This is a genomic window from Cohnella laeviribosi DSM 21336 (genome assembly GCF_000378425.1).
GTDB classification, from domain to species: domain Bacteria; phylum Bacillota; class Bacilli; order Paenibacillales; family Paenibacillaceae; genus Cohnella; species Cohnella laeviribosi.
On record NZ_KB899808.1, the window covers coordinates 132,712 to 157,002 of the forward strand.

The 24,291-nt window shown below is 59.1% G+C and carries 27 protein-coding genes; all 27 read left to right on the forward strand.

Annotation, left to right across the window (positions count from 1 at the left end; genetic code table 11):
- Window positions 1-9: 9 nt before the first annotated feature.
- The 27 genes from fliM (at window position 10) to F560_RS0100815 (ending at window position 24,287) form a co-directional block, all read left to right on the forward strand.
- The gene (gene fliM, locus F560_RS0100685; RefSeq protein WP_019003767.1) at window positions 10-1,011 is read left to right on the forward strand and encodes a flagellar motor switch protein FliM; all 1,002 of its coding nucleotides are present in this window, start codon (window positions 10-12) and stop codon (window positions 1,009-1,011) included.
- A complete protein-coding gene (fliY, locus tag F560_RS0100690; RefSeq protein WP_019003768.1) occupies window positions 1,001-2,254 on the forward strand; it encodes a flagellar motor switch phosphatase FliY in 1,254 nt (417 codons plus the stop codon). Before fliM ends, fliY begins: the two co-directional genes overlap by 11 nt.
- Window positions 2,255-2,276: 22 nt before the next feature.
- Complete coding sequence (locus F560_RS0100695) at window positions 2,277-2,639, forward strand: response regulator (protein ID WP_019003769.1); 363 nt, start codon at window positions 2,277-2,279, stop codon at window positions 2,637-2,639.
- 17 nt (window positions 2,640-2,656) lie between these two features.
- Window positions 2,657-3,190, forward strand: a complete 534-nt coding sequence (locus F560_RS22145) for a flagellar biosynthetic protein FliO (protein WP_019003770.1) — start codon at window positions 2,657-2,659, stop codon at window positions 3,188-3,190.
- Complete coding sequence (gene fliP / locus F560_RS0100705; RefSeq protein WP_019003771.1) at window positions 3,187-3,936, forward strand: flagellar type III secretion system pore protein FliP; 750 nt, start codon at window positions 3,187-3,189, stop codon at window positions 3,934-3,936. Before F560_RS22145 ends, fliP begins: the two co-directional genes overlap by 4 nt.
- A 33-nt stretch (window positions 3,937-3,969) precedes the next feature.
- The gene (fliQ, locus tag F560_RS0100710) at window positions 3,970-4,239 is read left to right on the forward strand and encodes a flagellar biosynthesis protein FliQ (protein ID WP_019003772.1); all 270 of its coding nucleotides are present in this window, start codon (window positions 3,970-3,972) and stop codon (window positions 4,237-4,239) included.
- 6 nt (window positions 4,240-4,245) lie between these two features.
- Window positions 4,246-5,034, forward strand: coding sequence for a flagellar biosynthetic protein FliR (fliR, locus tag F560_RS0100715; RefSeq protein WP_019003773.1), 789 nt, complete (start codon window positions 4,246-4,248; stop codon window positions 5,032-5,034).
- A 29-nt stretch (window positions 5,035-5,063) separates the two neighbouring features.
- On the forward strand, window positions 5,064-6,158 hold the full coding sequence (flhB, locus tag F560_RS0100720) for a flagellar biosynthesis protein FlhB (RefSeq protein WP_019003774.1): 1,095 nt from the start codon (window positions 5,064-5,066) through the stop codon (window positions 6,156-6,158).
- 58 nt (window positions 6,159-6,216) lie between these two features.
- Window positions 6,217-8,250, forward strand: a complete 2,034-nt coding sequence (gene flhA / locus F560_RS0100725; protein WP_019003775.1) for a flagellar biosynthesis protein FlhA — start codon at window positions 6,217-6,219, stop codon at window positions 8,248-8,250.
- Window positions 8,247-9,701: a flagellar biosynthesis GTPase FlhF gene (gene flhF / locus F560_RS0100730; protein ID WP_019003776.1), complete on the forward strand. Its 1,455-nt coding sequence runs from the start codon at window positions 8,247-8,249 to the stop codon at window positions 9,699-9,701. The genes flhA and flhF overlap by 4 nt, the downstream gene beginning before the upstream one ends.
- Entirely contained in the window at window positions 9,694-10,560 is an 867-nt protein-coding gene (locus tag F560_RS0100735) for a MinD/ParA family protein (protein ID WP_019003777.1), read from the forward strand. The genes flhF and F560_RS0100735 overlap by 8 nt, the downstream gene beginning before the upstream one ends.
- 41 nt (window positions 10,561-10,601) lie before the next feature.
- The gene (locus F560_RS0100740) at window positions 10,602-12,104 is read left to right on the forward strand and encodes a protein-glutamate methylesterase/protein-glutamine glutaminase (RefSeq protein WP_019003778.1); all 1,503 of its coding nucleotides are present in this window, start codon (window positions 10,602-10,604) and stop codon (window positions 12,102-12,104) included.
- A 45-nt stretch (window positions 12,105-12,149) separates the two neighbouring features.
- A complete protein-coding gene (locus F560_RS0100745; protein WP_019003779.1) occupies window positions 12,150-14,264 on the forward strand; it encodes a chemotaxis protein CheA in 2,115 nt (704 codons plus the stop codon).
- Window positions 14,265-14,294: 30 nt separating this feature from the next.
- Entirely contained in the window at window positions 14,295-14,756 is a 462-nt protein-coding gene (locus F560_RS0100750) for a chemotaxis protein CheW (protein WP_019003780.1), read from the forward strand.
- A 10-nt stretch (window positions 14,757-14,766) separates the two neighbouring features.
- Window positions 14,767-15,378 carry a chemotaxis protein CheC gene (locus F560_RS0100755; RefSeq protein ID WP_033395620.1) on the forward strand — a complete coding sequence of 204 codons (612 nt, stop codon included), beginning with the start codon at window positions 14,767-14,769 and terminating at the stop codon, window positions 15,376-15,378.
- Window positions 15,375-15,872 (forward strand): chemotaxis protein CheD, encoded by a 498-nt coding sequence (locus tag F560_RS0100760; RefSeq protein WP_026298019.1) that lies wholly within the window; start codon window positions 15,375-15,377, stop codon window positions 15,870-15,872. The genes F560_RS0100755 and F560_RS0100760 overlap by 4 nt, the downstream gene beginning before the upstream one ends.
- Before the next feature lies 1 nt (window position 15,873).
- Window positions 15,874-16,308: a hypothetical protein gene (locus tag F560_RS24395; protein ID WP_019003783.1), complete on the forward strand. Its 435-nt coding sequence runs from the start codon at window positions 15,874-15,876 to the stop codon at window positions 16,306-16,308.
- Window positions 16,309-16,323: 15 nt separating this feature from the next.
- On the forward strand, window positions 16,324-17,109 hold the full coding sequence (locus F560_RS0100770) for a FliA/WhiG family RNA polymerase sigma factor (RefSeq protein ID WP_019003784.1): 786 nt from the start codon (window positions 16,324-16,326) through the stop codon (window positions 17,107-17,109).
- Window positions 17,110-17,133: 24 nt separating this feature from the next.
- Window positions 17,134-18,540, forward strand: coding sequence for a flagellar assembly protein A (locus tag F560_RS0100775; protein WP_019003785.1), 1,407 nt, complete (start codon window positions 17,134-17,136; stop codon window positions 18,538-18,540).
- A gap of 188 nt (window positions 18,541-18,728) precedes the next feature.
- Window positions 18,729-19,049 (forward strand): hypothetical protein, encoded by a 321-nt coding sequence (locus F560_RS22155; protein WP_019003786.1) that lies wholly within the window; start codon window positions 18,729-18,731, stop codon window positions 19,047-19,049.
- Window positions 19,050-19,072: 23 nt separating this feature from the next.
- The gene (locus F560_RS0100785) at window positions 19,073-19,636 is read left to right on the forward strand and encodes a DUF6115 domain-containing protein (protein ID WP_019003787.1); all 564 of its coding nucleotides are present in this window, start codon (window positions 19,073-19,075) and stop codon (window positions 19,634-19,636) included.
- Window positions 19,629-20,183: a hypothetical protein gene (locus F560_RS0100790; protein ID WP_019003788.1), complete on the forward strand. Its 555-nt coding sequence runs from the start codon at window positions 19,629-19,631 to the stop codon at window positions 20,181-20,183. Before F560_RS0100785 ends, F560_RS0100790 begins: the two co-directional genes overlap by 8 nt.
- 247 nt (window positions 20,184-20,430) lie before the next feature.
- Window positions 20,431-21,129 (forward strand): 30S ribosomal protein S2, encoded by a 699-nt coding sequence (gene rpsB / locus F560_RS0100795; RefSeq protein ID WP_019003789.1) that lies wholly within the window; start codon window positions 20,431-20,433, stop codon window positions 21,127-21,129.
- A gap of 213 nt (window positions 21,130-21,342) precedes the next feature.
- Entirely contained in the window at window positions 21,343-21,993 is a 651-nt protein-coding gene (gene tsf, locus F560_RS0100800) for a translation elongation factor Ts (RefSeq protein ID WP_019003790.1), read from the forward strand.
- Between the two features lie 108 nt (window positions 21,994-22,101).
- Window positions 22,102-22,830, forward strand: coding sequence for a UMP kinase (pyrH, locus tag F560_RS0100805; protein ID WP_019003791.1), 729 nt, complete (start codon window positions 22,102-22,104; stop codon window positions 22,828-22,830).
- On the forward strand, window positions 22,831-23,385 hold the full coding sequence (gene frr, locus F560_RS0100810; RefSeq protein WP_019003792.1) for a ribosome recycling factor: 555 nt from the start codon (window positions 22,831-22,833) through the stop codon (window positions 23,383-23,385).
- A 107-nt stretch (window positions 23,386-23,492) separates the two neighbouring features.
- Complete coding sequence (locus tag F560_RS0100815; protein WP_019003793.1) at window positions 23,493-24,287, forward strand: undecaprenyl pyrophosphate synthase; 795 nt, start codon at window positions 23,493-23,495, stop codon at window positions 24,285-24,287.
- Window positions 24,288-24,291 lie beyond the last annotated feature (4 nt).

Consider the following 24,291-nt stretch of genomic DNA (forward strand, 5'->3'; position numbering starts at 1 on the left):
GTGAGAAGATTGGTAGACGTCCTTTCGCAAAACGAGATCGACGCGCTGCTTGCGGCGCTGTCCTCCGGTGAAATGGATGCCGAAGAACTGAAAAAAGAGGAGTCCCAAAAGCGGGTTCGGGTCTATGACTTCAAGAGAGCCGTTCGCTTCTCCAAAGACCACATTCGCAGCCTGACGCGCATTCACGAGAACTTCGCGCGTTATCTGACGACTTATTTTTCGGCTCAGTTGAGGACGTTCGTTCAGATCAATGTCGTTCAGGTGGAGCAGCTTCCGTACGACGAATTCATCCGGTCCATTCCGAAAATGACGATTCTGAACATCTTCGAAGCGGAACCGCTGGAAGGGCGCATGGTCCTCGAGGTTCACCCCAATGTCGCGTTCGCGATGCTGGATCGTCTCCTGGGCGGGACGGGTTCGGCTCCGAGCAAAATCGGCACCTTGACGGAAATCGAGAACATTATTATGGAGAAAATCTTCAGCCGGGCGCTGGAAACGCTGCAGGAAGCCTGGAAAACCGTGTTGGACATCGAGCCGCGGCTTGAGGCGCTGGAAACGAATCCGCAGTTCATGCAGATCGTTTCGCCCAACGAGACGATTGCGCTCATCTCGCTCAGCACCAAAATCGGCGATACGACCGGGATGATCAACCTGTGTATCCCTCATGTCGTCATTGAGCCGATTATGTCGAAGCTGTCGGTCCATCACTGGTTTGTCTCGCAGAAAAAGACCAGGTCGCCGGATGAAGTTCATCTGCTCGAGCAGCGGGTGCACAAGGCCAAGCTTCCCATCGTCGCCGAGCTGGGCACTTCGCAAATATCCGTTCAGGAGTTTCTGAATCTGGCGGTGGGCGATGTGATTACGCTGCAGAAAAAGACCGATTCCGGCCTGGAAATCAAGGTTGGCGGCAAGCTGAAGTTCATTGGAAGTCCGGGAACCGTTCGCGACAGAATGGCGGTCCAAATCGACGAAATCGTCAGCGAAGGAGTGGAAGAGATCGATGACGAGTAAGGATTACTTGTCGCAGGAAGAGATAGACGCGCTGCTGCGCCAATCTTCGGGCGAAGAAGAAAGCGCCGCGGCGCTCGCCGCCGAACAGGAGCTGAATGTAAACGACTATTTGTCGCCACTGGAACAGGATGCGCTCGGCGAGATCGGCAATATCACGTTTGGCAGCGCCGCGACCGCGCTGTCCACGCTGCTTGGCAAAAAGGTGGATATTACGACTCCCAAGGTGTCGATGATCCTCCGCTCCCAATTTGTAGACGAATTCCCCAAGCCTCACGTGGCCGTTCACGTGCATTACGTGGACGGATTCGAAGGCATCAACTCCTTGGTGATCCGCGCCCATGACGCGCAGGTGATCGCGGACCTGATGCTGGGCGGGGAGGGGAAAGTAACGTCGGAAGAACTGAACGAGATTCATATCAGCGCGGTTCAGGAAGCGATGAATCAGATGATGGGCTCGTCGGCGACGTCCATGTCGACGATTTTCAACCGGTTCGTCAACATTTCGCCGCCGACGGTCGACATCATGGATGTGAAAAGCGGTGCCGGGCTGGGCAACATGCCGCCCGACGAAGTGTTCGTCAAGGTGTCGTTCCGGCTCAAAATCGGCGATTTGATCGACTCGACGATCATGCAGCTGCTTACCGTGTCCTTCTCGAAGGAACTGGTGAAATCGCTCATGGGATCTTCGTCGGGCCCGGCGGAGCCGGAGGCTCCGAAGCCGCAGACCTCGGCACCCGCCTCGCAGCCTGCAACGCAGCCCGCTGCGCAAGCGCCACAGACGCCGCCCGCTGCGGCATCGGCACCTCAGACGCCGCCGCCCGCTCCGTCTCCGGCGCCTTCGCCGGCGGCTCAGAGACCGGTTTACGAGGAGCCGGCTCCTTCGTATTACCCGCCGCCTGCGGGAGGTTCTTCGATGAACCGCAACGTAAACGTTCAGCCCGTGCAGTTTGCCCATTTCCAAAATCCGGGCGTTCACGGCGACGAATCGAATCTGAACCTGCTGCTGGACATCCCGCTTAAGGTGACGGTCGAACTCGGCAGGACCAAAAAAGAAATCAAGGAAATTCTGGAGTTGTCCCAAGGCTCCATCATCGAGCTGGACAAGCTGGCGGGCGAGCCGGTGGATATCTTGGTCAACAACAAACTGATCGCCAAAGGCGAAGTCGTCGTCATCGACGAAAACTTCGGCGTCCGCGTAACGGACATCGTCAGCCAGTGGGATCGGGTCCATAAAATACAATGAGTCTATACGGGAGGAACCATAAATGGCAAACCGGATTTTGATTGTGGATGACGCTGCATTCATGCGAATGATGATTCGCGACATTTTGACGAAAAACGGATATGAAGTCGTCGGGGAAGCTCAGGACGGCGCGCAAGCGATCGAAAAGTTCAAGGAACTGCAGCCCGATTTGATCACGATGGACATCACGATGCCGGAAATGGACGGAATCGCCGCGCTTAAGGAAATCCGCAAGCTGGACCCGAACGCGAAAGTCATCATGTGCTCCGCCATGGGACAGCAGGCGATGGTTATCGACGCGATCCAGGCCGGCGCGAAAGACTTTATCGTCAAGCCGTTCCAGGCCGACCGCGTCATCGAAGCCATCAAGAAAACGTTAGGCTGATCCGGGAGCCATACCGCATGTCTAACGCATGGATGGCCGGCGAGATTCCGGGAACCTCGGCCTGGGACCTGCTGCGCATTATTTTGGTGCTGGCGCTGATCATCGGCCTGATCATCGTCGTGCTTCGGTTTATCGGCAAGCGCAATCGGGGCTGGTGGATGAACCGGTCGCTCCGCTCTCTGGGCGGCTTGTCCGTCGGTTCGAACAAATCGCTTCAGATCGTCGAATGGAACGGCCGGATTTATGTGCTTGGCGTAGGGGAGAACGTAACGCTGCTGGAAGCCATAACGGATCCGGAGCTGGTCGCGGACCTCTTGGCCAGGCACGAGGCCGACAACGCGGCCCCGGAAGCCGCGCTCCCCGCTTGGCTTCGGCAATGGGGGAAACGCCGTCAGGCCGGCGCTTCCGATGCGTCCGGCGATGCGGACCTGCCCGCGCCCAGCTTCGAAGAAACGTTGGAACACCGACTGCGGGAGATTTCGCAGCGGCGTCAGAAGGTGGAGCAGCTGCTAGAGGACAGCGGCTCCGGAAATCGGACGGATCAAACATGACCAAAAAACGGATATTCAGCTTTCTTTGGCTTCAAGCGGTTTGGTTATTCGCCGGCGTTCCCGCTCACGCTTCGGAGCCGATCGTCGACATTTCGATCGGAGGCGGAGGCGAGAACGCAAGCGTTTCTGCGCTGTCTCTGCTGCTGCTGATTACGGTGCTCAGCCTCGCGCCCGCCATCCTGGTGCTGATGACCAGCTTTACGCGGATCGTCATTGTGCTCGGGTTCGTCCGGACGTCTCTCGGCACCCAGCAAATGCCGCCGAACCAGGTGCTGATCGGCCTTGCGCTGTTTCTGACCTTGTTTATCATGTCGCCGACGCTTTCGAAAGTGAACGAGCAGGCGCTGCAGCCCTATTTGGCCGGGAACATTTCGCAAACGGAGGCGCTCCAGAAAGCGGCGGTCCCGATGAAGGAGTTCATGTACAAGCACACGCGGGAGAAAGACCTGCTGCTGTTCATGAACTATACGAAAACGGAGAAACCGAAAACGTATCAGGACATTCCGCTGACGGTACTCGTCCCGGCTTACGCGATGAGCGAGCTCAAAACGGCGTTCCAGATGGGATTCATGATTTTCATTCCGTTCCTGATCATCGATATGGTCGTCTCCAGCACGTTGATGGCCATGGGGATGATGATGCTGCCGCCGGTTATGATATCGCTGCCGTTCAAGATCTTGCTTTTCGTTCTCGTCGATGGATGGTATTTGGTCATTCAGTCGCTGTTAACCAGCTTTCAGACGTAACGCCGCTTGGCAGCAGGCATTGGAGGAAGAGCAATGAGTTCCAATTTCGTCATCGGCTTGGCAGGGCAAGCGCTGTACGTCATTTTGAAGGTTAGCGCGCCTATGCTCGGATTGGGTCTGATCGTCGGTCTGATCGTCAGCATCTTTCAGGCGACGACGCAGATTCATGAGCAGACGCTCGCTTTTATTCCCAAGATTATCGCCGTATTCGTTGCCGTGCTGGTGTTCGGGCCGTGGATTTTAAATACGCTGGTCGATTTTACGAAGCAGCTGCTCGGCAACCTCGCGAGTTATATCGGATGACGCCGCATGGAACAGATTATGCAGTTGTTTCCGGCATTTCTGCTCGTGCTGTGCCGCATCAGTTCGTTTATCGTTGTCGCCCCGGTGTTCTCGACCCGAACGATTCCGGGGACGTTTAAAATCGGGCTGGCTTTTTTTATCGCGGTCATCGTTTTTCTGAACGTCGGCTTCGACGATCGGGTTACGGCCGATGCCAACTACATACTTGCGGTCATGAAGGAAGTTCTGGCGGGACTGCTCATCGGGTTTGTCGCTTATCTGTTCTTCACGGTCGTGCAGACCGCCGGTTCGTTTATGGATATGCAAATGGGGCTGGGCGTGGCCAACATCGTCGATCCTTTGACGGGCATGTCGGCCCCGCTGCTCGGCAACCTGAAATTCATGCTGATGATTTTGGTGTTTCTCAACATCAACGGGCACCATTACTTGATTTCCGCGATCATGGACAGCTACCGTTGGCTGCCGCTCGACAACCATTTTTTTCAGACGGTGTACGGCGGCAGTCTGACGGCGTTTCTGAGCCGTACGTTCGCCGATACGTTCATGCTTGCCCTGCAGGTGTCGGCTCCGCTGGTCGTCGCGATGTTTCTGACCGATGTCGGCCTCGCCCTGCTGACCCGAGCGGCGCCGCAGTTTCACGTGTTTGTGATCGGCATTCCGGTCAAAATCATGATCGGCCTTGCGGTTCTCATTCTGGTGATGCCGGGAATCGGCGTCGTGTTTCAAACGCTGTTCGATCATATGTACGACGCGCTCGAAAAGCTGTTCGTCATTCTGCAAGCCGGCGAGTCGTAACAGACGCTTCGAAGGAGGGGGCCTTTCCGATGTCCAGGTTTCATCTGTCGATGGATTTGCAGCTGTTCGCCGGGGAGAAAACGGAAAAGGCAACGCCCAAGAAGCGGGAAGAAGCGAGGAAAAAGGGCCAGGTCGCCCACAGCCAGGAAGTCGTCTCTTCGCTCGAATTGCTGGTGACGGTCGCCCTCTTTATGGTGCTGGGCTCTTTTTTCTGGAAGCACATCGTCGGCATGTTCGGCGATGTGCTCGTTCACCGGCTGACGATGGATGTCAACGAATTGAACGTCGGCCAATTGTTTACCCGGTATGCGTATCAGATGCTGTTGGTTTTGGCCCCCGTTTTTATCGGGGCGATTGCGGTCGTGTTTGCGGCCAGCTACGTGCAGTTCGGCTGGCTGTTCACGACGGAGCCGCTGAAATTCAAGCTCAGCGGCCTCAATCCGGTTGAGGGCTTCAAGCGGATGTTCAGCGCCCGCTCCCTGTTCGAGCTGGTGAAAAGCACGCTGAAGCTCATAGTGGTCGCCATCGTCGTTTATATGGTGATTTGGGCGGAACGCGACAGCGTTCTGGCCTTGTCGCACGTTCCGGTGCAGGATATTTTTTCCTTTGCCGCGGATCTGACCGTCCGCCTGGGGATCATCGTCGCGGCGCTGCTGTTTCTTTTGGCGATCGGAGACTATTACTTCCAGAAATACCAGTTCGAAAAAAGCATCCGCATGAGCAAACAGGACATCAAAGACGAGTACAAAAACTTGGAGGGCGATCCGAGGGTCAAAGCGCGAATTCGCGAACGTCAGCGCCGAATGGCGATCACGCGCATGATGCAGGATGTGCCGAAGGCGGACGTGATCATCACCAACCCGACCCACTATGCCGTCGCTCTGCAGTACGACGGGAAGAAGATGGATGCGCCCAAAGTGATCGCCAAAGGGCAGGACTATCTGGCGCTGCGGATTCGGGAAGTCGCCAAGGCGCACGACATCGTCACCATGGAAAATAAACCGCTCGCCCGCGCGCTGTACGAACGGACGGAAATCGGAGACACGATTCCGAGCGATTTGTTCCAGGCCGTCGCGGAAGTGCTCGCTTACGTATACCGTCTCAAGGGCCGCCGCAAAGCGTGACGCCGCCGGCGAAGCTTGTCGCCAGGATTGAAGCATTTCGTAGGAGGGAGGGAGCATCATGAAAACCCGGGACATTACCATTCTTGTCGGCATTATAGGCATCGTCCTGATGATGGTCGTCCCTATTCCTCATCAGCTGCTAGACGTGCTGCTCATTATCAACATTTCGTTGGCGCTCATGATTTTGCTGCTGTCCATGAATACGACCGACCCGCTGCAGTTCTCCATTTTTCCGACCCTGCTGCTGGTGACCACCGTATATCGCCTGGCGCTGAACATTTCCACGACGCGCCTGATCTTGTCCGAAGGCGAAGCAGGCAAGGTCGTCGAGACGTTCGGCAGCTTTGTGGCGGGCGGGGAGCTGGCCATCGGCTTCATCGTCTTCCTCATTCTGATCGTCGTGCAGTTTATCGTCATTACGAAAGGCGCCGAACGGGTATCCGAAGTCGGCGCGAGGTTTACGCTCGACGCGATGCCCGGCAAGCAGATGAGCATCGACGCCGATCTGAACGCCGGCCTGATCAATGAGCAGCAAGCCAAAGAGCGGCGCGAAAAGATCGAGAAGGAAGCGGATTTCTACGGTTCCATGGACGGCGCGAGCAAGTTCGTCAAAGGCGACGCGATTGCCAGCATCATCATTGTGGCGATCAACCTGATCGGCGGGTTCATTATCGGCATGGCCATCCACGGGATGAGCTTCGAAGAAGCCCTCGATACCTATTCGATTCTCAGCATCGGCGACGGGCTGGTCAGCCAGGTGCCGGCGCTGCTCATCAGCACCGCGACGGGCATTATCGTCACGCGCGCGGCATCGGACGGCAATATGGCCTCCGACCTGTCGGTGCAATTGCTTCGCTACCCCCGTCTGCTCTACATTGTCGCGGGCACGGTCGCTTTGCTCGGCATCGCTACGCCGATCGGGCCGATCGCGACGGTTCCGCTCGCCGCTCTCCTGGCCTTTGCGGCCTACAGGCTGCAGCGCAATATGAACCAGAAGCAAAAGGCGGAAGAGCAGCTTGTGGAGGAAAAGGAAATCGAGGAAGTCCGCAGTCCCGAAAGCGTCGTCAGCCTGCTTCAGGTGGATCCGATCGAGTTCGAATTCGGATACGGCCTCATTCCGCTGGCGGATACGCAGCAGGGAGGAGATCTGCTCGACCGGATCATCATGATCAGGCGGCAGTGCGCCTTGGACATGGGGCTGATCGTCCCGGTTATTCGGATTCGCGACAATATTCAGCTTAAGCCGAACGAATACGTCATCAAAATCAAAGGCAATTTGGTCGCTCGCGGCGAATTGCTGCTCAACCATTATTTGGCGATGAGTCCGGGGTTCGAGGACGAAACGATTACGGGAATCGAGACGAAGGAACCCGCTTTCGGGCTGCCGGCGCTTTGGATTGACGAATCGATGAAAGAGCGCGCGGAGATGTCCGGTTATACGGTCGTCGATCCGCCGTCCGTCGTCGCGACCCATTTGACCGAAGTCATCAAAAAACACGCGCACGAGCTGCTTGGGCGCCAGGAAACGAAGACGCTCATCGACAGTGTCAAGGAAAACCACGCCACGCTTATCGAGGAGCTTATCCCGTCGACGCTGTCGATCGGCGACGTGCAAAAGGTACTGGCCAAGCTGTTGAAAGAAAAAATTTCGATTCGCGATTTGGTCACCATCTTCGAGACGCTCGCCGATTACGGCAAGTTCACCAAGGACCCGGACGTGCTGACCGAGTACGTGCGCCAGGCGCTTTCCCGGCAAATTACCCAGCAGTATGCGAGCCCGAACGAGCCGCTTAAAGTCATTACGATCAGTCCGGCCGTCGAGAAGAAAATCGCCGAATCGGTCCAACAATCCGATCAGGGCAGTTATTTGGCGATGGATCCCGCTTCGTCCCAGGCGATCTATCACCGATTGGCCGAACAGGTGAACAAGGCCGTCCAGACCGGCCAGCAGCCGATCGTCCTGACTTCGCCGAACGTTCGGATGTATCTGCGCCAGATGATCGAGCGCACCCTTCAGGACGTTCCCGTTCTCTCGTACAGCGAGCTGGAGCCGAACATTGAAGTGCAAAGCATCGGGGTGGTGAGCGCATGAAAGTAAAACGTTACCTGGCGGGCGATCTGCCTGAAGCGGTGCAAAAAATCCGAAGCGAACTCGGCAACGATGCTGTCATCCTCAACACGAAGGAAATCCGCGTCGGCGGATTTCTTGGCATGTTTCGTAAGAAACGCGTCGAGGTGATCGCCGCGGTCGACGAGACCGTAAGAAAAGCCGCTTCGCTTCAACCCGCGGCGGCAGCGCCTTCGGCGGCCCGGACCGCAGCGGCGGCGCCGCAGCCGTCCGCTGCTCCGTCCGCCTCCGCCGTTCTCGCCGAAGCGGCAGCGGCGGACGAGCCGGCCAAGCCGGTGCTGCCGCCGAAGGCGGTTCGAGAGCGCTATATCCGGGGCACGGCCGTCCAGCCCGCAAGGGACGAAAGCGTTCCTGCGGCGGGACCGGAAGGGCGGAAGCGCGAAGCGACGGCGATTTCCTTCGCCGATGCGGTGCAATCGGCGTTGTCCCGGCAGGGGGGAGAAGCCGCTCTCGAGCCTGCGGCGGCCGCGGCGAAGGCCGAGTCCGTTTCGCCTCTGCGCAATGGAAGAGCCGCCGCTTTGTCCGACGAAGAGGAGGATGAGACCACGGCCCTGCTGCGGGAGCTGCGGTCGATGAAGGAAATGATGATCCGGATCAACCGCCAATACAGCGCCCGCAGTTTGAACGACGAGGTGCTGCTGCTGTCCCAGCGGCTGGCGAGGCAGGGCGTCGAGCCCGAATACGTCGAGCAGTTCGCCCAAACGGTGAACCGGCGGCTGGAAGGAGCCGCCTCGCCGGACGGCGCGGCAGCGTACGACTTGGCGCGGGAATTGCTGCGGGAATGGATGCTGCCGTCCGTAGGACGCGGCATTTCGCCCGCAACCCGGATCGTCAATTTCGTCGGGCCGACCGGCGTCGGCAAGACGACGACGATCGCGAAGCTGGCGGCGGATCAAGCGTTCGTCCACCGGCGGCAGGTCGGCTTCATTACGGCGGATACGTACCGCATCGCGGCGGTCGACCAGCTCAGGACGTACGCCGACATTTTGAACGTTCCGCTGGAAGTGGTGTTCTCGCCTTCGGAGCTCAGCCGCGCTTACAAGAAGCTGGAAGACCGGGACCTGCTGCTGATGGATACGGCCGGCCGCAATTACCGCAACGAGCTGTTCGTATCCGAAGTGAACAGCCTGCTCGCTCCCGGGCAGCAAGCCGAAAACGTGCTGGTGCTGAGCCTGACGCACAAGTATTCCGACATGAAGGAGGTAGCTGCCCAATTCGCCAAATACGGCGTCCGCCGGCTGTTGCTGACGAAAATGGACGAGACGGATTCCTTCGGTTCCGTGCTCAATCTGGTGCGAGGGTTCGATTTTGAAATTTCGTACGTCACATGCGGGCAGACCGTACCGGACGATATTCGCGCTTTCGATCCCGAAGACATGATTGCCCGCTTGCTGGGGGAACCCGCTCATGGCTGACCAGGCGCAGGCGCTCAGGCATATGGTTTACTCCAGGGACATGCCGCCGACGCATGCGACGCGGATTCTTACGGTCACCAGCGGCAAAGGAGGGGTCGGGAAGTCGAATTTCAGCCTGAACTTCGCGATGGCGCTCCAAAGCAAAGGGTACCGGGTGCTGCTGTTCGATGCGGACATCGGCATGGCGAACATCGATGTTTTGCTGGGGACGCCGGCCACCTACAGTCTGATCCATCTCTTGAAGCGCGAAAAAACGATCTGGGAGATTATCCAGACCGGTCCGGGCGGCTTGCAGTTTATTGCCGGAGGCTCCGGGTTTCAGGATTTGATCCGGCTGTCGGAGCAGGAGCTGGAATACTTCGTGAACGAGATCGGAAAGCTTCACGGCCATGTCGATTTTCTTCTGTTCGATACGGGAGCCGGGCTGTCGAAGGAAATCGTTCGTTTTATTACGGCAGCGGACGAAACCATCGTCGTCACGACGCCGGAGCCGACCTCGATTACCGACGCCTACGCCTTGATGAAGATGGTGAGGTCGATGGGATACGACGTGCAGTTCCGGCTCATCGTCAATCGGGTGGCCAACGAGCGCGAGGGACGACAGACCGCGGAGAACATCCGGCAAGTCGCGAGCCGTTTTCTCGGCATCGACGTTCCGCTGCTTGGCTGCGTGCCCGACGACGCGTGCGTGCCCAAAGCCGTCAAACGCCAAACGGCGCTTTCCCTCGCTTTTCCGGACAGCCCGGCTTACCGGGGCATCGACAGCATCGCCTCCCGCTATTTGTCCGGAGAATCGCAGGAACGGAAAGCAAGCACGACGACCCGTTTTTTGCAAAAGATTCGCCGTTTATGGGGCTGACAACCAGCTTGCATCTTAGAGACTTGTAAGGGGGGGGCCTCATGTCGAACTTCAGAGTGCTGGTTGTGGACGACTCCCCTTTTATGCGCAAAGTTTTTAGCGACTTTATCGCCGCGGATCCGGCGTTCGAGGTCATCGGCACCGCGTCCGACGGCGTGGAAGCGGTTGAGCGGACGCTGCAGCTTGAGCCTGATGTCATTACGATGGATCTGGAAATGCCGCACATGAACGGGCTGCAGGCATTGCGGAAAATCATGGCCCTTAGGCCGACGCCCGTGATCATGATCTCGGCGGTGACGGACAACGGAACCCGCGACACGATCAAGGCGCTGCAGTACGGCGCGCTCGATTTCATCCGCAAGCCGGACGGCGCGGTCAAGCTCGATATCCGCAAAGTCGGCGAGCAGCTTCTGGAGAAGCTTCACATCGCCGTCGAGATGGTCAAAAGCGGCAACTTCCATCTTCTTTACGCCATCGGCGACGGCGAGGAGGAGGAGCGGGGACCGGCCTTCGGCCGAACGCCGAGTCCGGCGGACGAGGCCGGCAAGGCGCCGCGGGCGCCGGCCGCATCGGCATCCGCTTCTGCGCCATCGCGATTGCCGTCGCCTGCGCCGAAGCCTCTTCAGCCGGAACCGCAACAGCCGGCGGCGCCTTCGCCGGAGCTGACGAAGCCAGCCCCGCCTTCGGCGGACGCCCAGCCGGCAGAAGCCGGAGCGCAAGCGCCGGCGAGATCCCGCGGCCTGCCGCCGCCCGGTCCGCTCGCCAAGCTGCCGCCGGCAAGACGCGCGCGGCCGCCGGCTCCCGCCGACGGGCTCCCGGACGCACGCGGGGCGCTCGGGCTGCCGGACAAGGATGGCGCCGCCCCGGCGACGGCCAAGCCCGCTGCCGCGGCCAAACCGCAGGCCGCGCAGGAAGGCGCCGGCCGGGAAGCGCGGCCGGCGCGGCCCGGACGGACCGATTTTACGGATATCGTCGTCATCGGAACGTCCACCGGCGGCCCGAGAGCGCTGCACGAGGTGCTGTCGGCGCTGCCGGAATCGTTCCCTGCGCCGATTCTGATCGTGCAGCATATGCCGCCGAAGTTCACCCGCTCGCTCGCGCAGCGGCTCGACACGTACTCGGCCCTTTCGGTCCGCGAAGCGCAGGACGGCGAACCGGTCGTTGCCGGCACGGCCTACATCGCGCCGGGAGGCAGGCACATGGCGCTAAAGAGAGAAAGCGCCGGCCGGTACCGGATCGCGCTGTCCGACGAGCCGCCTTACAGCGGTCACAAGCCGTCGGTCGACTGGCTGTTCGAATCGGTGCTCGGAATGAAGGAACTTAGGCGGCATGCCGTCCTGATGACGGGGATGGGCAGCGACGGGGCGAAGGGAATGAAGGCGCTCCGGGACGACGGAGCGGTAATGACGATCGCGGAAGCGGAACAGACCTGCGTCGTATACGGAATGCCCCGGTCGGCGGTGGAGCTCGGCGCGGCGACGCATGTGCTTCGCCTGCAGCAAATCGCCCCGGTTCTCGTGCAAGAGGTGCGCGAACGTAATTGATGAAACTTGAGCGGCTGATTCAGCCGACCAGGAGGTGCCCGGACAGTGGAAATGAATCAGTATTTATCCATTTTTCTCGATGAAGCGAACGATCACTTGCAGGCCCTGAACGAAAATATGCTCCGGCTGGAACAGGAGCCCGAAGACATCAGCATCGTGCAGGTCATTTTCCGTTCCGCCCACACGCTGAAGGGGATGTCCGCGACGATGGGCTTCGAGGATCTGGCGTCGCTGACCCACGAAATGGAGAACGTTCTCGATCTGGTCCGCAACAACCAATTGAAGATGAACGAAACGATCTTCGACGCCCTGTTCAAATGTCTGGATGCGCTGGAAGGGATGGTTCAGGATGTCGTGGGCGGGGGCGACGGCAAGGCGGACGTCTCCGAGCTGGTCGAACAGCTGAAGGCGATCGTCAGAGGGGATGCGGGCAAGCCGGCTTCGGCGGCTTCCGCGCCCGGCGGCGTTGCCGACGGCCCGCTTGTCGCGACGCAGCTTCTGCTCGATCAGTATCAGCTTTCGGTTTTGCAGCAATCGATCGAGAGCGGGCTGAAAGTTTTCCATATCGAGGTGTTCATCCGCGAGGATTGCGTCCTCAAAGCGGTTCGGGCGTACATGGTCTTCGAGCTGCTGGAGCGGAACGGGGACATCATCAAGTCCCATCCTTCCGTCCAGGACATCGAACAGGACAAATTCGACCGCAGCTTCTCGGTCTACTATGTTTCGCAAATCGACGAAGAGCAGCTGAAGGCCGCCATCCTGAACGTTTCCGAGATCGAGGACGTCACGATCATGCAGGTGGACCGCTCGTCGCTGGCCGAGCTCGACCAGTCCAAGGAGCAGGAAAGCCAGGCGGCGCTTCAAGCCGTCAAAGCCATGCGCGAGACGTCGGCCGCCGCTCCCGCCGCCTCGGCTCCGGCCGCTTCCGCTCCGAACGCTTCCGCTCCGGCTGCGGACACGGGCAAAAAAGCCCCGGCCGCGCAGGCCAAGCCGGCGGGCGGAGCCGCGGCGGGGCGGACGATCCGCGTCGACATCGACCGTTTGGACAAGCTGATGAACCTGTTCAGCGAGCTGCTGATCGACCGCGCCCGCCTGGAGCAATTGGCGTCCGAAGTCCGCCGCAACGACCTGACGGAAACGGTCGAGCATATGGCCCGCGTAAGCAGCGATTTGCAGAACATCGTGCTCAAGCTTCGCATGGTTCCGGTCGAGAGCGTCTTTAACCGATTCCCCCGGATGGTGCGGGATCTCGCCAAGTCGCTGGACAAGAAAGTCGACCTCGTGATCACGGGCGCGGAAACGGAGCTGGACCGGACGGTCATCGACGAGATCGGCGACCCGCTCGTCCACTTGATCCGCAACTCGATCGACCACGGGATCGAACCGGTCGCGGACCGGACCGCGGCGGGCAAGCCGGAGACCGGCACCGTTCATCTGCGCGCTTATCACAGCGGCAACCACGTGTTCATCGAGATCGAGGACGACGGCAGGGGCATCAACCGGCAGAAGGTGCTGGACACCGCGCTGAAACGGGGGGTCGTGACGCCGGAAGAGGCGAAGAAGCTTACCGACGACGAGGTAAACATGCTGCTGTTCGCACCCGGCTTTAGCACCGCGGACAAAATTTCCGACATTTCCGGCCGCGGCGTCGGGCTGGATGTCGTCAAATCGAAGATCGAATCGCTGGGAGGCCAGGTGACCGTTACCTCCGCCTTCGGCAAAGGCTCGAAATTTTCCATCCAGCTTCCGCTGACGCTCTCCATCATTTCGGCGATGCTGATCAAGCTGGGCTCGGAAAAATACGCATTCCCGCTGTCTTCCATCGTGGAAACGGCCACGGTCCGGCGGGACCAAATCCGGGAAGTGCACGGCAGCCGCGTCATCGAGTACCGCAGTTCGATCATTCCGGTGCTTTCTCTCGCCGAGCTGCTGGAATCTCCCGACTACAGGGACGACCAGGAAGAAGAAACGGAGATGCTGGTCATCCGCAAAGGCGAAAAATTGGCCGCCGTGCTGGTGGACGATTTTATCGCGCAAAACGAAATCGTCCTGAAAACGATGGGCAAATATTTGACCAATCTCCAATTCGTCTCGGGAGCCACGATTTTGGGCGACGGCCAGGTTGCGCTCATCATCGATCCGAATTCGCTTATCAAATAAAATTTCGGTTTTTACGAGGAGGAAGCACCTGTGGCAGAGGAACTGAAAGTCATCGTCTTCACTTTGGCGCATGAAGAATACGGCATCGAGGTGGACAAGGTCCGCACGATCGAGCGCATGGCTCCGATTACGCGCGTGCCGAAGACGCCTCCGTTCGTCAAAGGGGTCATCAATCTTCGCGGGGTCGTCGTTCCGGTCATCGATTTAAGAGGCCGGTTCGGTCTGCCGGAGACGGAACCGACGGACAACTCGCGGATCATTATCGTCGCCGTAGGGGACCTGGAAGTCGGATTTATCGTCGACTCGGCCAACGACGTGATCGACATCATGAGCGACTCGATCGAAGTGCCTCCGGAAGTCGTCGGCGGCGTCAAGGCGAAATATTTGAGCGGCGTGGCCAAAATCGGCGACAACCGTCTGCTGATCCTGCTTAATCTGTCCGAAGTGCTCAACCGCTCGGAAATCATCCAACTGGAAGAATTCGGGGAGTAAGCCGGTGAACATGTTCAGTCAGGACGCCGATTTCAAAATGGACGTGTTGCGGGAGGTAGGCAACATCGGGGCCGGCAATGCCGCGACGGCTCTTTCTCGCCTGCTCGACAAGCCCGTCGACATGGCCGTTCCCAAAGTGAACCTGCTTCCGTTCGAGCGCATTGCCGAACAGGTCGGCGGTTCCGAGGCGGTGATCGTGGCCATTTTTCTCCGGATGGAGGGGGATGCGCCGGGCAATATGTTCTTTTTGATCAGCCGGGAGCAGACCAGGCATCTGCTGCAAGGCCTGCTGGGCATCGACGCTGCGGCCGACGGCGATTACAGCGAGCTCGAGCTGTCGGCGCTGTGCGAGATCGGGAACATTCTGGCCGGCTCCTACCTGTCCGCGCTCGCCGACTTGACGGGACTGTACATGTCGCCGACCGTGCCTTCGATCGCCGTTGACATGGCGGGGGCGATTTTAAGTTACGGGCTGCTGCAATTCGGAACGATGGGCGATGACGCGCTTCTCATCGATACGACGTTTCTTCACGGCTCGCAAGAATCCGAGGGCCACTTCTTCCTGATTCCCGACCCCGATTCGTTCGAGAAGCTGTTCCGGGCGCTGGGAGTGCCGATCTGATGACGGAAGCGAACCTGATCAAAATCGGCATGGCGGACATGAACGTCGGCATCGGCGGGACGCTGCTCAGAACGACCGGACTCGGCTCCTGCGTCGGCTTGACGCTGCACGACGCGGAACGCCAGATCGCGGGCATGGCGCATATCATGCTTCCTTCGTCCGAGATCGCCCGCGAAGGAAAGCTGAATCTGGCGAAATACGCGGATACGGCCGTTCCGGAGCTGATCGACCGGCTTGCGCGGATCGGGGCCGACCCGCGCAGGCTGGTGGCCAAGCTCGCCGGGGGCGCCCAGATGTTCGCGTTCGCGGGAGGAAGCGACAGCATGCGCATCGGCCCCCGCAACGTGGAGTCCACCAAGCATGCGCTGGCTCTGCGCTCCATTCCGGTCATTGCGGAAGATACGGGGGGAAATTACGGAAGAACGATCGAATTGGACTGCCGAAGCGGCATTGTAAGCATCCGAAGCGTGCAGCATGGGGTAAAGGAGATTTGAAATGCGACGTACATGGCGGTGGGTAGTCGGTTTTGCCGGGTTCGGCGCCGCGCTAACCTTTTTCATCTCTTTGTCGAACAATCCGCTTGCGACGACGGCGCTGCGCACCCTGTACGCGTTTCTCGCATTCGGATTGATCGGGTCGGTCGTCCACGTGGCGCTTTCCCAACTGCTTCGGCCCGCGGGCCGGATGGCGCCGGCGGACGCCGGGCCGTCCGACGAAAGAGGGGCGGTCGTGGATCTGTCTACGCCCGAGGACGACGGCGTTTTGGCCGATATGCTCAAAGAGCAGTGGGCGGAAAGCGGCAAGCCGGCCGGCGCGGATTCGGGCGGCGCCAGCGAATTCAAGCCGCTGAAGCCGCAAAGGCTCGTATCCGTCGACAATCCCAAACCCGAGGAAGTCGTCCAGGCGGTACGCCGAATGACGGACGAATAAGGACGGTGAAAATCGATGATCGATCATCAACATACCCGGTTGTCCCTGCGCGAGTTGTGGCGGCGGTGGAAGGAGAACGGGGACTCCGATGCGAGAAAGCAGCTGATCGAGCATTATTTGCCGTTGGTTGATTACGTATCCAGCCGCATGGCTGTCGGACTGCCCAAAAATGTCACCAAGGAAGATTTGGCCTCAAGCGGCGTCATGGGGCTGATCGATGCGATCGAAAAGTTCGATTACGAGCGGGGGCTTCAGTTCGAAACCTATGCGTCCTGGCGCATCAGGGGCGCCATCATCGACGGTCTGAGGCAAGGCGACTGGGTTCCCCGCTCCGTCCGCGACAAAGCGAAAAAAGTGGAAGACGCCTATGCCGTGCTCGAGCAGCGCCACCTTCGGTCCGCTACCGACGAGGAAATATGCGCTTATTTGAACATCACGCACAAGGAATTTCAGCAAATGCTGCAGGAAGTGGCTGTCGCCGCGGTCTGTTCGCTCGAAGATCCGATCCGCGAAGAAGAATCGGAAACCCGGATGTCCCTTCTCGTGGACGAGAAGGCGCTCAATCCCGAATCGACGGTGCATGAGACGTATTTGAAAGAAGCGCTTATGGCCGGCATCGAACGGTTGACGCCCAAAGAACGGACCGTCGTCTCTTTGTTTTATTACGAGGACTTGTCCTTAAGCGAAATCGCCGAAGTCATGTCCTTGTCGCCGTCCCGCATATCCCAGCTTCATTCAAAGGCCATACTTCGCTTGCGGGCCGCGCTCGGAAAACAAAAGGATCAGCTGCTTCAAAAATAACCACGGTTTAAGGAGGCGCTAACGATGATCCAAGATTCCGATTTGGCGGAAATGCTGCAGGTGACCGTGTCCGAAGACAAAATGCAGGCATTTTTGACATTCAAACGGGTCGACGGCGAAATCAAGCTGACGGTACCGGATCTGGAACTTGTTTTGGCCGCGGAAGGGGTTACGTACGGAATCCAGAGCGACGTGCTTGCGCAGATTGCCGCCAAGCCTCAAAATTTTCTCCACGGCCCTAACATTGTTGCGATCGGTCTGCCTCCGCAAAAAGGAACCGACGGGTACATAAAAGTTCTCATTGATGAAGACAGCCAGACGCGTAAGCCGTTGGAGCGGGAAGACGGCAGCGTGGACTACCGGGAGGTCACCCGTCTGGCGAACGTGAAGGCCGGCCAACTGATCGCCGAGCGGTATCCGCCCGGACCCGGCACGCCCGGAATAGCGGTCACCGGCGAGGAAATTCCCGCGAAGGAAGGCAAGGAGGCCGTCCTCAAGCTGGGGAAAAACGTGGTCGTCAACCCGGAAAAAACGGGCATTTACGCCGCGATCGACGGGCTGGTCACGCGTACCGAAAAGGATAAGCTGAACGTGTTTCCCGTGTACGAGGTAAACGGGGACGTGGACTACACCGTCGGGAACATCGACTTCGTCGGAACGGTCGTCATCCGGGGGAACGTGCTGACGGGCTTTCGGATTCGCGCGGCCGGAGACATTCGGGTCACGGGCGGAATCGAAGGCGCGGAAGTGGAATCCGAAGGCTCGATCGAGGTGAACGGGGGCATTATCGGCAGCCATAAGGGTTACGTGAAAGCCGGCCGCAACGTGCGCTGCTCGTTCATTCAAGAGGGCAACGTCACGGCGGGCGAGGACGTGCTCGTGACGCAAAGCATCATGCATTCGAACGTCCGGGCGGGCAAAAACGTCATCTGCCTCGGTTCCAAAGGGCTCATCGTCGGCGGCTTGACGCAGGCGGGAGAAAAGGTGACCGCGCGGATGATCGGCAATGCGATGTCGACGGCGACGGCGATCGAAGTCGGCGTTCAGCCGGAGCTCAGGCAGCAGTTGAACGAGCTGCGCGCGACGATCCGCCAGCTGACGGAAAGCCTGGACAAGACGGAGAAGGCGCTTGCGATGCTGAACCAGATGGCCGCGGCCGGCAATTTGACGCAGGAACGCCTGGCCATGCGGATCAAGCTGGCCGCGACCAGCCGCCAGACGGAGCAGGATTTGCAGAGCGCGAAGGAAGCCGTGCTGGAAATCGAAAAAACGCTGGAAAATGCGGAGAGCGCAAGGGTGGACGTCGTTCATTCCATATACGGAGGCACCAAAATCGTCATCGGCCGGTATACTCGTTTTATCAAGGATACGGTCCAGCGGGTGTCGTTCCGTTTTATCGACGGGGAAATCGTCCCCGTGCCGTACGTATGACCGAACCGGGCGGCTGGCCCGCTTGGCGGGATTCGCTTTCCATGCGGAACGCATAAGGCGGCTGCCGGCGGCTTCCGGATGGGCTCCGTTAACGGAGAGGCGCCCCGGACAGGGCGGCGCAGCGGTTTTGCTTCTGTGGCGGAAACGGTCGCCAGGGACCGAATTTCTGTAAAAGGCGGGTGTTCACCGTGAGCTTCAAACCCATCGATCTGCAAACGTCGATGCCGCGATCCGCGGAAATTTCCCCCATCCAGCAAATCCAGCAGCAGCGTCCGGCGATGGAGCAGGAAATGCTCGGCCGGGAGGCGGAAAAGCTGAGGCAGAAGCAAGCGCGCAGCAACGTCAAAACGGAAGCCTCTTCGCAGCGAACCGTCTCGGAGCGGGAACCCCGGCAACCGGGCCAGCGGCCCCGACCCCGGCCGAAGCCGAAACAGCCGGACCGGCCGGAAGAGCAACGGGAAGCGCCGTTGCATCCGTACAAAGGCAAACATATCGATTTTACGTTGTAGGCGGAACAGAAAGGTGGCGTTTCATGATGGAGCCTTGGGTAAGCATCGTGCTGACGGGCGCGGCCATAGCCGGTTTCGGATGGCTGATTCCCAAAGCCGACCGCAAGGAAGATTCCCCTGGCTTTCAAACCGAAGAAGCCTACGACCGGCTGCTAACCGATCTTGAGGCCGAAAACCGCGAGCTCGTCGAAGCCGTAGAGAAATTCAAGCGCGAGCAGGACCTGACCGTCGAGCGGCTTAACCGCCGCATACGCGAGATGGAGCGGCAGATGGCGGAGCTTTTGGAAAGGCCTGCCGCGGCGGCCCGTTCCGAAGCGGCAGCGGGGATCCGTACGGAAGCTGCCGGGCCGAACCCGCAAGTTCCGTCCGCTCTTTCGGCGCCGTCCGCGCCGCCGGAGCAACGGGAAGAGCTGGCGGAAGAGGCCGACGCGGCGCCGGCTACGATTCGGGAACGCTACGCCGAATTGCTCAGCTTGGACAAGAAGGGCCGCTCGATCGAGCAAATCGCCAAGGCGATGAACATGAACAAAGGGGAAGTGCAATTGATTTTGCAACTGGCCAAACGGGAGGCGGAGAGACTTGCGTAAGCGCCGGGGCTTCATCATCGGTCTGGGACTCGGGCTTATGCTGGGCGCCGCGATGCTGCAGCTTATGCTGGCCGCGGATGCATCGCGGTTGCCCGGCGCGCCGTTGACGGGCGAAGCGCTGAAAAAGGAAGCGGCGGCCCAAGGCTTCGCCCTTGTTCCGGCGGAAGAGAAAACCTATACGCAGCAGGAGCTGGACCGGGCGGTCGCGGAAGCCGTCCGGAAGGCGGCGGCGAGCGGAGGCGGCGGCGCCGCGCAGAAGGGCGGCGGAACGGGCGCGCCGGCTCCCGCGGATTCCGCTTCGCCGGCCAAGGCGTCCGCCTCTTCGCAGAAGCCGGCCGCGGAGAAGTACGCCTTCTATATTCGGGCGAACGCCACGCTGGCGGAAGTCGCCACCGGACTGAAGGAGCTCGGGCTGATCGAGGACGAAGAAGCGTTCATCCGAAAGGCGAAGCCTTACAGCGGCAAGCTGCGGGTCGGTCCGAGCGTGTTCGAAGGCAAGCCGACTTTCGACCGGATTATCGCGGAAATCACCCGCGCCAAATATTGACGAATGCACGAACCTTCAAAAAAGACGCCATCAGCCGTTTTTCCGCCGCGCCGGGCTTCGGAGCGTGCGTGCAGCTATTGCGTCTTTCGCCATGATATGGTATATTATCACACAGTGTGAAAAAACGCACGCCGTTCAATTTTGCCAGCGGTGCTTCCGGCTGTCCTGCACGGGAAGTTCTGGCAAAAGATGCGAACCGGCGGAGGAGATTCACCTAACAAAACCATTTTACGGAGGTGCAGGAAAGATGGCAGTCATTTCCATGAAACAGCTGCTTGAAGCAGGGGTTCACTTCGGTCACCAAACGCGCCGCTGGAACCCGAAAATGGCCAAGTACATCTTTACCGAGCGGAACGGAATTTACATTATCGACCTGCAAAAGACGGTCAAGAAAGTCGACGAAGCTTACAACTTCATTCGCCAGCTCGCGGAGCAAGGCGGCACGGTGCTGTTTGTCGGCACGAAGAAGCAAGCGCAGGATTCCGTTAAGGAAGAAGCGGAGCGCAGCGGCCAGTTCTATATCAACCAACGCTGGCTGGGCGGCACGCTGACGAACTTCTCCACGATCCAAAAGCGGATCGAACGCCTGCATCAATTGGACAAATGGGAAGAGGACGGCACGTTCGAGCGTCTTCCCAAGAAGGAAGTCATCCTCCTTCGCAAGGAGAAAGAGCGTCTCGAGAAATTCCTCGGCGGCATCAAGAACATGCGCAAGCTGCCTGACGCGCTGTTCATCATCGATCCGCGCAAAGAACGCATTGCCGTTGCCGAGGCGCGCAAGCTCGGCATTCCGATCGTCGGCATCGTCGACACGAACTGCGATCCGGACGAGATCGACTACATCATTCCGGGGAACGACGACGCGATCCGCGCTGTGAAGCTGTTGACGTCCAAAATGGCCGACGCTATCGTCGAAGCGCATCAAGGCGAAGAAACGACGGCTTAAGCGTAGCAACCACAGGGCGGTCAGAAGACGAACTTCTTGCCGCCCTTTTTTTGGCGGCTCGACAAGGTTGAGGATGCATCCGTCCTCCTCCGGAAGTTGGCGCCCAAACGCATGCGCCCGGCTACAAAGGCGGCGCAGCCGTTTTTGCTTATTAGACCATTCGTATACGCCCGGCGCGCGGCGCCGAGACGTTAAGGATCAGGAGGTTGTTCCATGGCAGTCAGTGCTGCAGACGTAAAGACGCTCCGCGAAAGAACCGGAGCCGGTATGTTGGATTGCAAAAAAGCGTTGGAAGAAGCGGGCGGCGATCTGACCAAAGCGGCGGAAATTCTCCGTGAAAAAGGTCTTGCCGCAGCCGCAAAGAAAGGCGACCGCATCGCCACCGAAGGCCGCGTGGAATCTTACATCCACGGCGCAGGCCGCATCGGCGTGCTCGTCGAAGTCAACTGCGAAACCGACTTCGTCGCCATGACCGATCAATTCAAGGAATTCGTCCGCGACCTGGCGATGCATATCGCAGCGGCGAATCCGAAGTATGTCCGCCGCGAGGAAGTGCCGCAGGACGTACTGGATAAGGAACGCGAAATCCTGCGCAACCAGGCGCTCAACGAAGGCAAGCCGGAGAAGATCGTCGACAAGATGGTCGAAGGCCGCCTGAACAAATTCTTCGAAGAGAACGTTCTGCTGGAGCAAGCGTTCATCAAGGATCCGGACAAGACGATCCAAACGCTGCTCAACGAAAAGATCGCGACGATCGGCGAGCAAATTTCGATCCGCCGTTTCGTCCGCTTCGAACTGGGCGAAGGCCTGGAGAAGAAGCAGGACAATTTCGTCGAAGAAGTTATGGCTCAAGTGAAAGTATAAGCAGCAATCCGTCGAAGGGAACACGCCGTGTTCCCTTTTTTCGAGGGACAGAAATCTTTCGGGCGGCCAAGGCTGGCGAGTGAAATAGACACAGTGGAGGTACCAACGTTGAATCGTCCCGTTTACAAACGAGTCGTATTGAAGGTGAGCGGAGAATCGCTTGCCGGACCGAATGGCTTCGGCATTGACGCGGCGACCATTTTGTCGATTGCGGAGCAGGTCAAGGAAGTCGTCGAGCTGGGCGTGGAAGTCGCCATCGTATGCGGAGGCGGCAATATCTGGCGGGGCATTTCCGGCAGCCAGAAAGGCATCGATCGCGCCACCGCGGACTATATGGGCATGCTGGCGACCGTCATGAACTCGCTTGCGCTGCAGGATGCGCTGGAGCAGATCGATGTGCCGACAAGGGTGCAGACGTCCATCGCCATGCAGCAAATCGCCGAGCCTTACATCCGCCGCAGAGCGATACGGCATCTCGAAAAAGGCCGCGTCGTCATCTTCGCCGCCGGCACAGGCAATCCGTTCTTCTCGACGGATACGACGGCCGCTCTTCGCGCCGCCGAAATCGAAGCCGAAGTCATCCTGATGGCGAAAAACAAGGTGGACGGCGTATACAGCGCCGATCCGTTCAAGGATGCGACGGCGCAGAAATACGAGCAGTTGACCTATATGGACGTGCTGAACAAAAACCTCGGCGTCATGGATTCCACGGCATCTTCGCTTTGCATGGACAACAATATTCCTCTGCTGGTATTTGCCATCACCGAAAAAGGAAACATAAAACGCGCCGTGCTGGGCGAAAAAATAGGAACGATTGTCAAGGGGAGCGTGAACTAAGTGCCTCAAGCGATCAAGAAAAACGCGGAAGAACGGATGGAAAAAGCGATCGGCGCCCTGAAGCGGGATCTGTCCACGCTGCGCGCGGGCCGCGCTTCGGCGTCGATGCTGGACCGGGTGCAAGCCGAGTACTATGGAACGATGACGCCGATCAATCAGCTTGGCACGATCACGACGCCGGATTCCCGCACGCTGATGATCCAGCCTTGGGACAAGTCGGCGCTGGCGGCGATCGAGAAAGCCATTCTCAAATCCGACCTCGGGCTGACGCCGGCCAACGACGGCTCGATCATCCGGATCACCATTCCTCCGCTGACGGAGGAACGCCGCGCCGAGCTCGTCAAAGCGACGAAAAAATTCGGCGAGGACGCGAAAGTGGCGATCCGCAACATCCGCCGCGACGCGAACGACGAGATCAAGAAAAAGGAAAAAGGCGAAATTTCCGAGGACGAATCCCGCCGCCATCAGGAAGACATCCAGAAGCTGACCGACCGCTTCACGGCGGAAGTGGACAAAATCCTGGCCGCCAAGGAAAAAGAAATAATGGAAGTTTAAGCCCGTTTCGACCCCTCCATCAGGTGGGGTTTATTCTTCATTGCCGAGAATCGGACTTCGCGCGTCTTTCGGCGAATCAAAGGCGAACCGAATCAGGAGGAACGACCATGATCAACGGTTTCCGCGGCGGCTTGTTCCGCAAGCGGCAGGACGGCACGGACGGCAAAGGTCAGCCCGAGCGTCAGGGCGGGTTGCCGGATCCGGACAACGTGCCGCAGCATGTCGCCATTATAATGGACGGCAACGGGCGTTGGGCGAAGGAGCGCGGACTGCCGCGCATCGCCGGCCATCACAACGGAATGAAGGCGGTCAAGCGGATCACGAAGGCGGCGGACCGAATCGGCGTCCGCTACCTGACCTTGTACGCCTTTTCGACGGAGAACTGGAAGCGCCCGAAATCGGAAGTGGAGTTTCTCATGAAGCTTCCCCAGGAGTTTCTGGCGTTGGAATTGGGCGAGTTGATGGAAAATAACGTCCAGGTGCGCATGATGGGCGTTCGGGACCTGCTTCCGGATTATACGCTGAAAGCGGTCGAAGAAGCGATCGAGAAGACGAAGCACAATACGGGACTCGTACTCAATTTTGCCCTGAATTACGGCGGGCGGATGGAACTGGTTCTTGCGGCCAGAGAGCTGGCGCGCAAAGCCGCGGCCGGCCAACTGGACCCCGAAGCGATCACCGAAGAGACGTTCAACGCTTGCCTGCTCACGAGCGACATGCCGGATCCCGACCTGCTTATTCGGACCAGCGGGGAGATTCGCCTGTCGAATTTTATGCTCTGGCAGCTCGCTTACAGCGAATTTTGCTTTACGGACGTTTATTGGCCGGAATTTTCGGACGAGCATTTCTACGAAGCGATTCGCGAATATCAACGGCGGGCGCGCCGCTATGGGGGGCTCTAAGCGC

What these genes read in the sequence shown, in the direction of transcription:
- F560_RS24395 (WP_019003783.1), top strand. Translation starts at nt 15,874, where the DNA reads ATGCGACGTACATGGCGGTGGGTAGTCGGTTTTGCCGGGTTCGGCGCC.
- tsf (WP_019003790.1), top strand. Translation starts at nt 21,343, where the DNA reads ATGGCAGTCAGTGCTGCAGACGTAAAGACGCTCCGCGAAAGAACCGGA.
- flhB (WP_019003774.1), top strand. Translation starts at nt 5,064, where the DNA reads ATGTCCAGGTTTCATCTGTCGATGGATTTGCAGCTGTTCGCCGGGGAG.
- F560_RS0100755 (WP_033395620.1), top strand. Translation starts at nt 14,767, where the DNA reads ATGTTCAGTCAGGACGCCGATTTCAAAATGGACGTGTTGCGGGAGGTA.
- F560_RS22145 (WP_019003770.1), top strand. Translation starts at nt 2,657, where the DNA reads ATGTCTAACGCATGGATGGCCGGCGAGATTCCGGGAACCTCGGCCTGG.
- F560_RS0100735 (WP_019003777.1), top strand. Translation starts at nt 9,694, where the DNA reads ATGGCTGACCAGGCGCAGGCGCTCAGGCATATGGTTTACTCCAGGGAC.
- fliQ (WP_019003772.1), top strand. Translation starts at nt 3,970, where the DNA reads ATGAGTTCCAATTTCGTCATCGGCTTGGCAGGGCAAGCGCTGTACGTC.
- F560_RS0100695 (WP_019003769.1), top strand. Translation starts at nt 2,277, where the DNA reads ATGGCAAACCGGATTTTGATTGTGGATGACGCTGCATTCATGCGAATG.
- fliP (WP_019003771.1), top strand. Translation starts at nt 3,187, where the DNA reads ATGACCAAAAAACGGATATTCAGCTTTCTTTGGCTTCAAGCGGTTTGG.
- flhA (WP_019003775.1), top strand. Translation starts at nt 6,217, where the DNA reads ATGAAAACCCGGGACATTACCATTCTTGTCGGCATTATAGGCATCGTC.
- F560_RS0100740 (WP_019003778.1), top strand. Translation starts at nt 10,602, where the DNA reads ATGTCGAACTTCAGAGTGCTGGTTGTGGACGACTCCCCTTTTATGCGC.
- F560_RS0100770 (WP_019003784.1), top strand. Translation starts at nt 16,324, where the DNA reads ATGATCGATCATCAACATACCCGGTTGTCCCTGCGCGAGTTGTGGCGG.
- flhF (WP_019003776.1), top strand. Translation starts at nt 8,247, where the DNA reads ATGAAAGTAAAACGTTACCTGGCGGGCGATCTGCCTGAAGCGGTGCAA.
- F560_RS0100815 (WP_019003793.1), top strand. Translation starts at nt 23,493, where the DNA reads ATGATCAACGGTTTCCGCGGCGGCTTGTTCCGCAAGCGGCAGGACGGC.
- F560_RS0100775 (WP_019003785.1), top strand. Translation starts at nt 17,134, where the DNA reads ATGATCCAAGATTCCGATTTGGCGGAAATGCTGCAGGTGACCGTGTCC.
- F560_RS0100785 (WP_019003787.1), top strand. Translation starts at nt 19,073, where the DNA reads ATGATGGAGCCTTGGGTAAGCATCGTGCTGACGGGCGCGGCCATAGCC.
- fliY (WP_019003768.1), top strand. Translation starts at nt 1,001, where the DNA reads ATGACGAGTAAGGATTACTTGTCGCAGGAAGAGATAGACGCGCTGCTG.
- fliR (WP_019003773.1), top strand. Translation starts at nt 4,246, where the DNA reads ATGGAACAGATTATGCAGTTGTTTCCGGCATTTCTGCTCGTGCTGTGC.
- rpsB (WP_019003789.1), top strand. Translation starts at nt 20,431, where the DNA reads ATGGCAGTCATTTCCATGAAACAGCTGCTTGAAGCAGGGGTTCACTTC.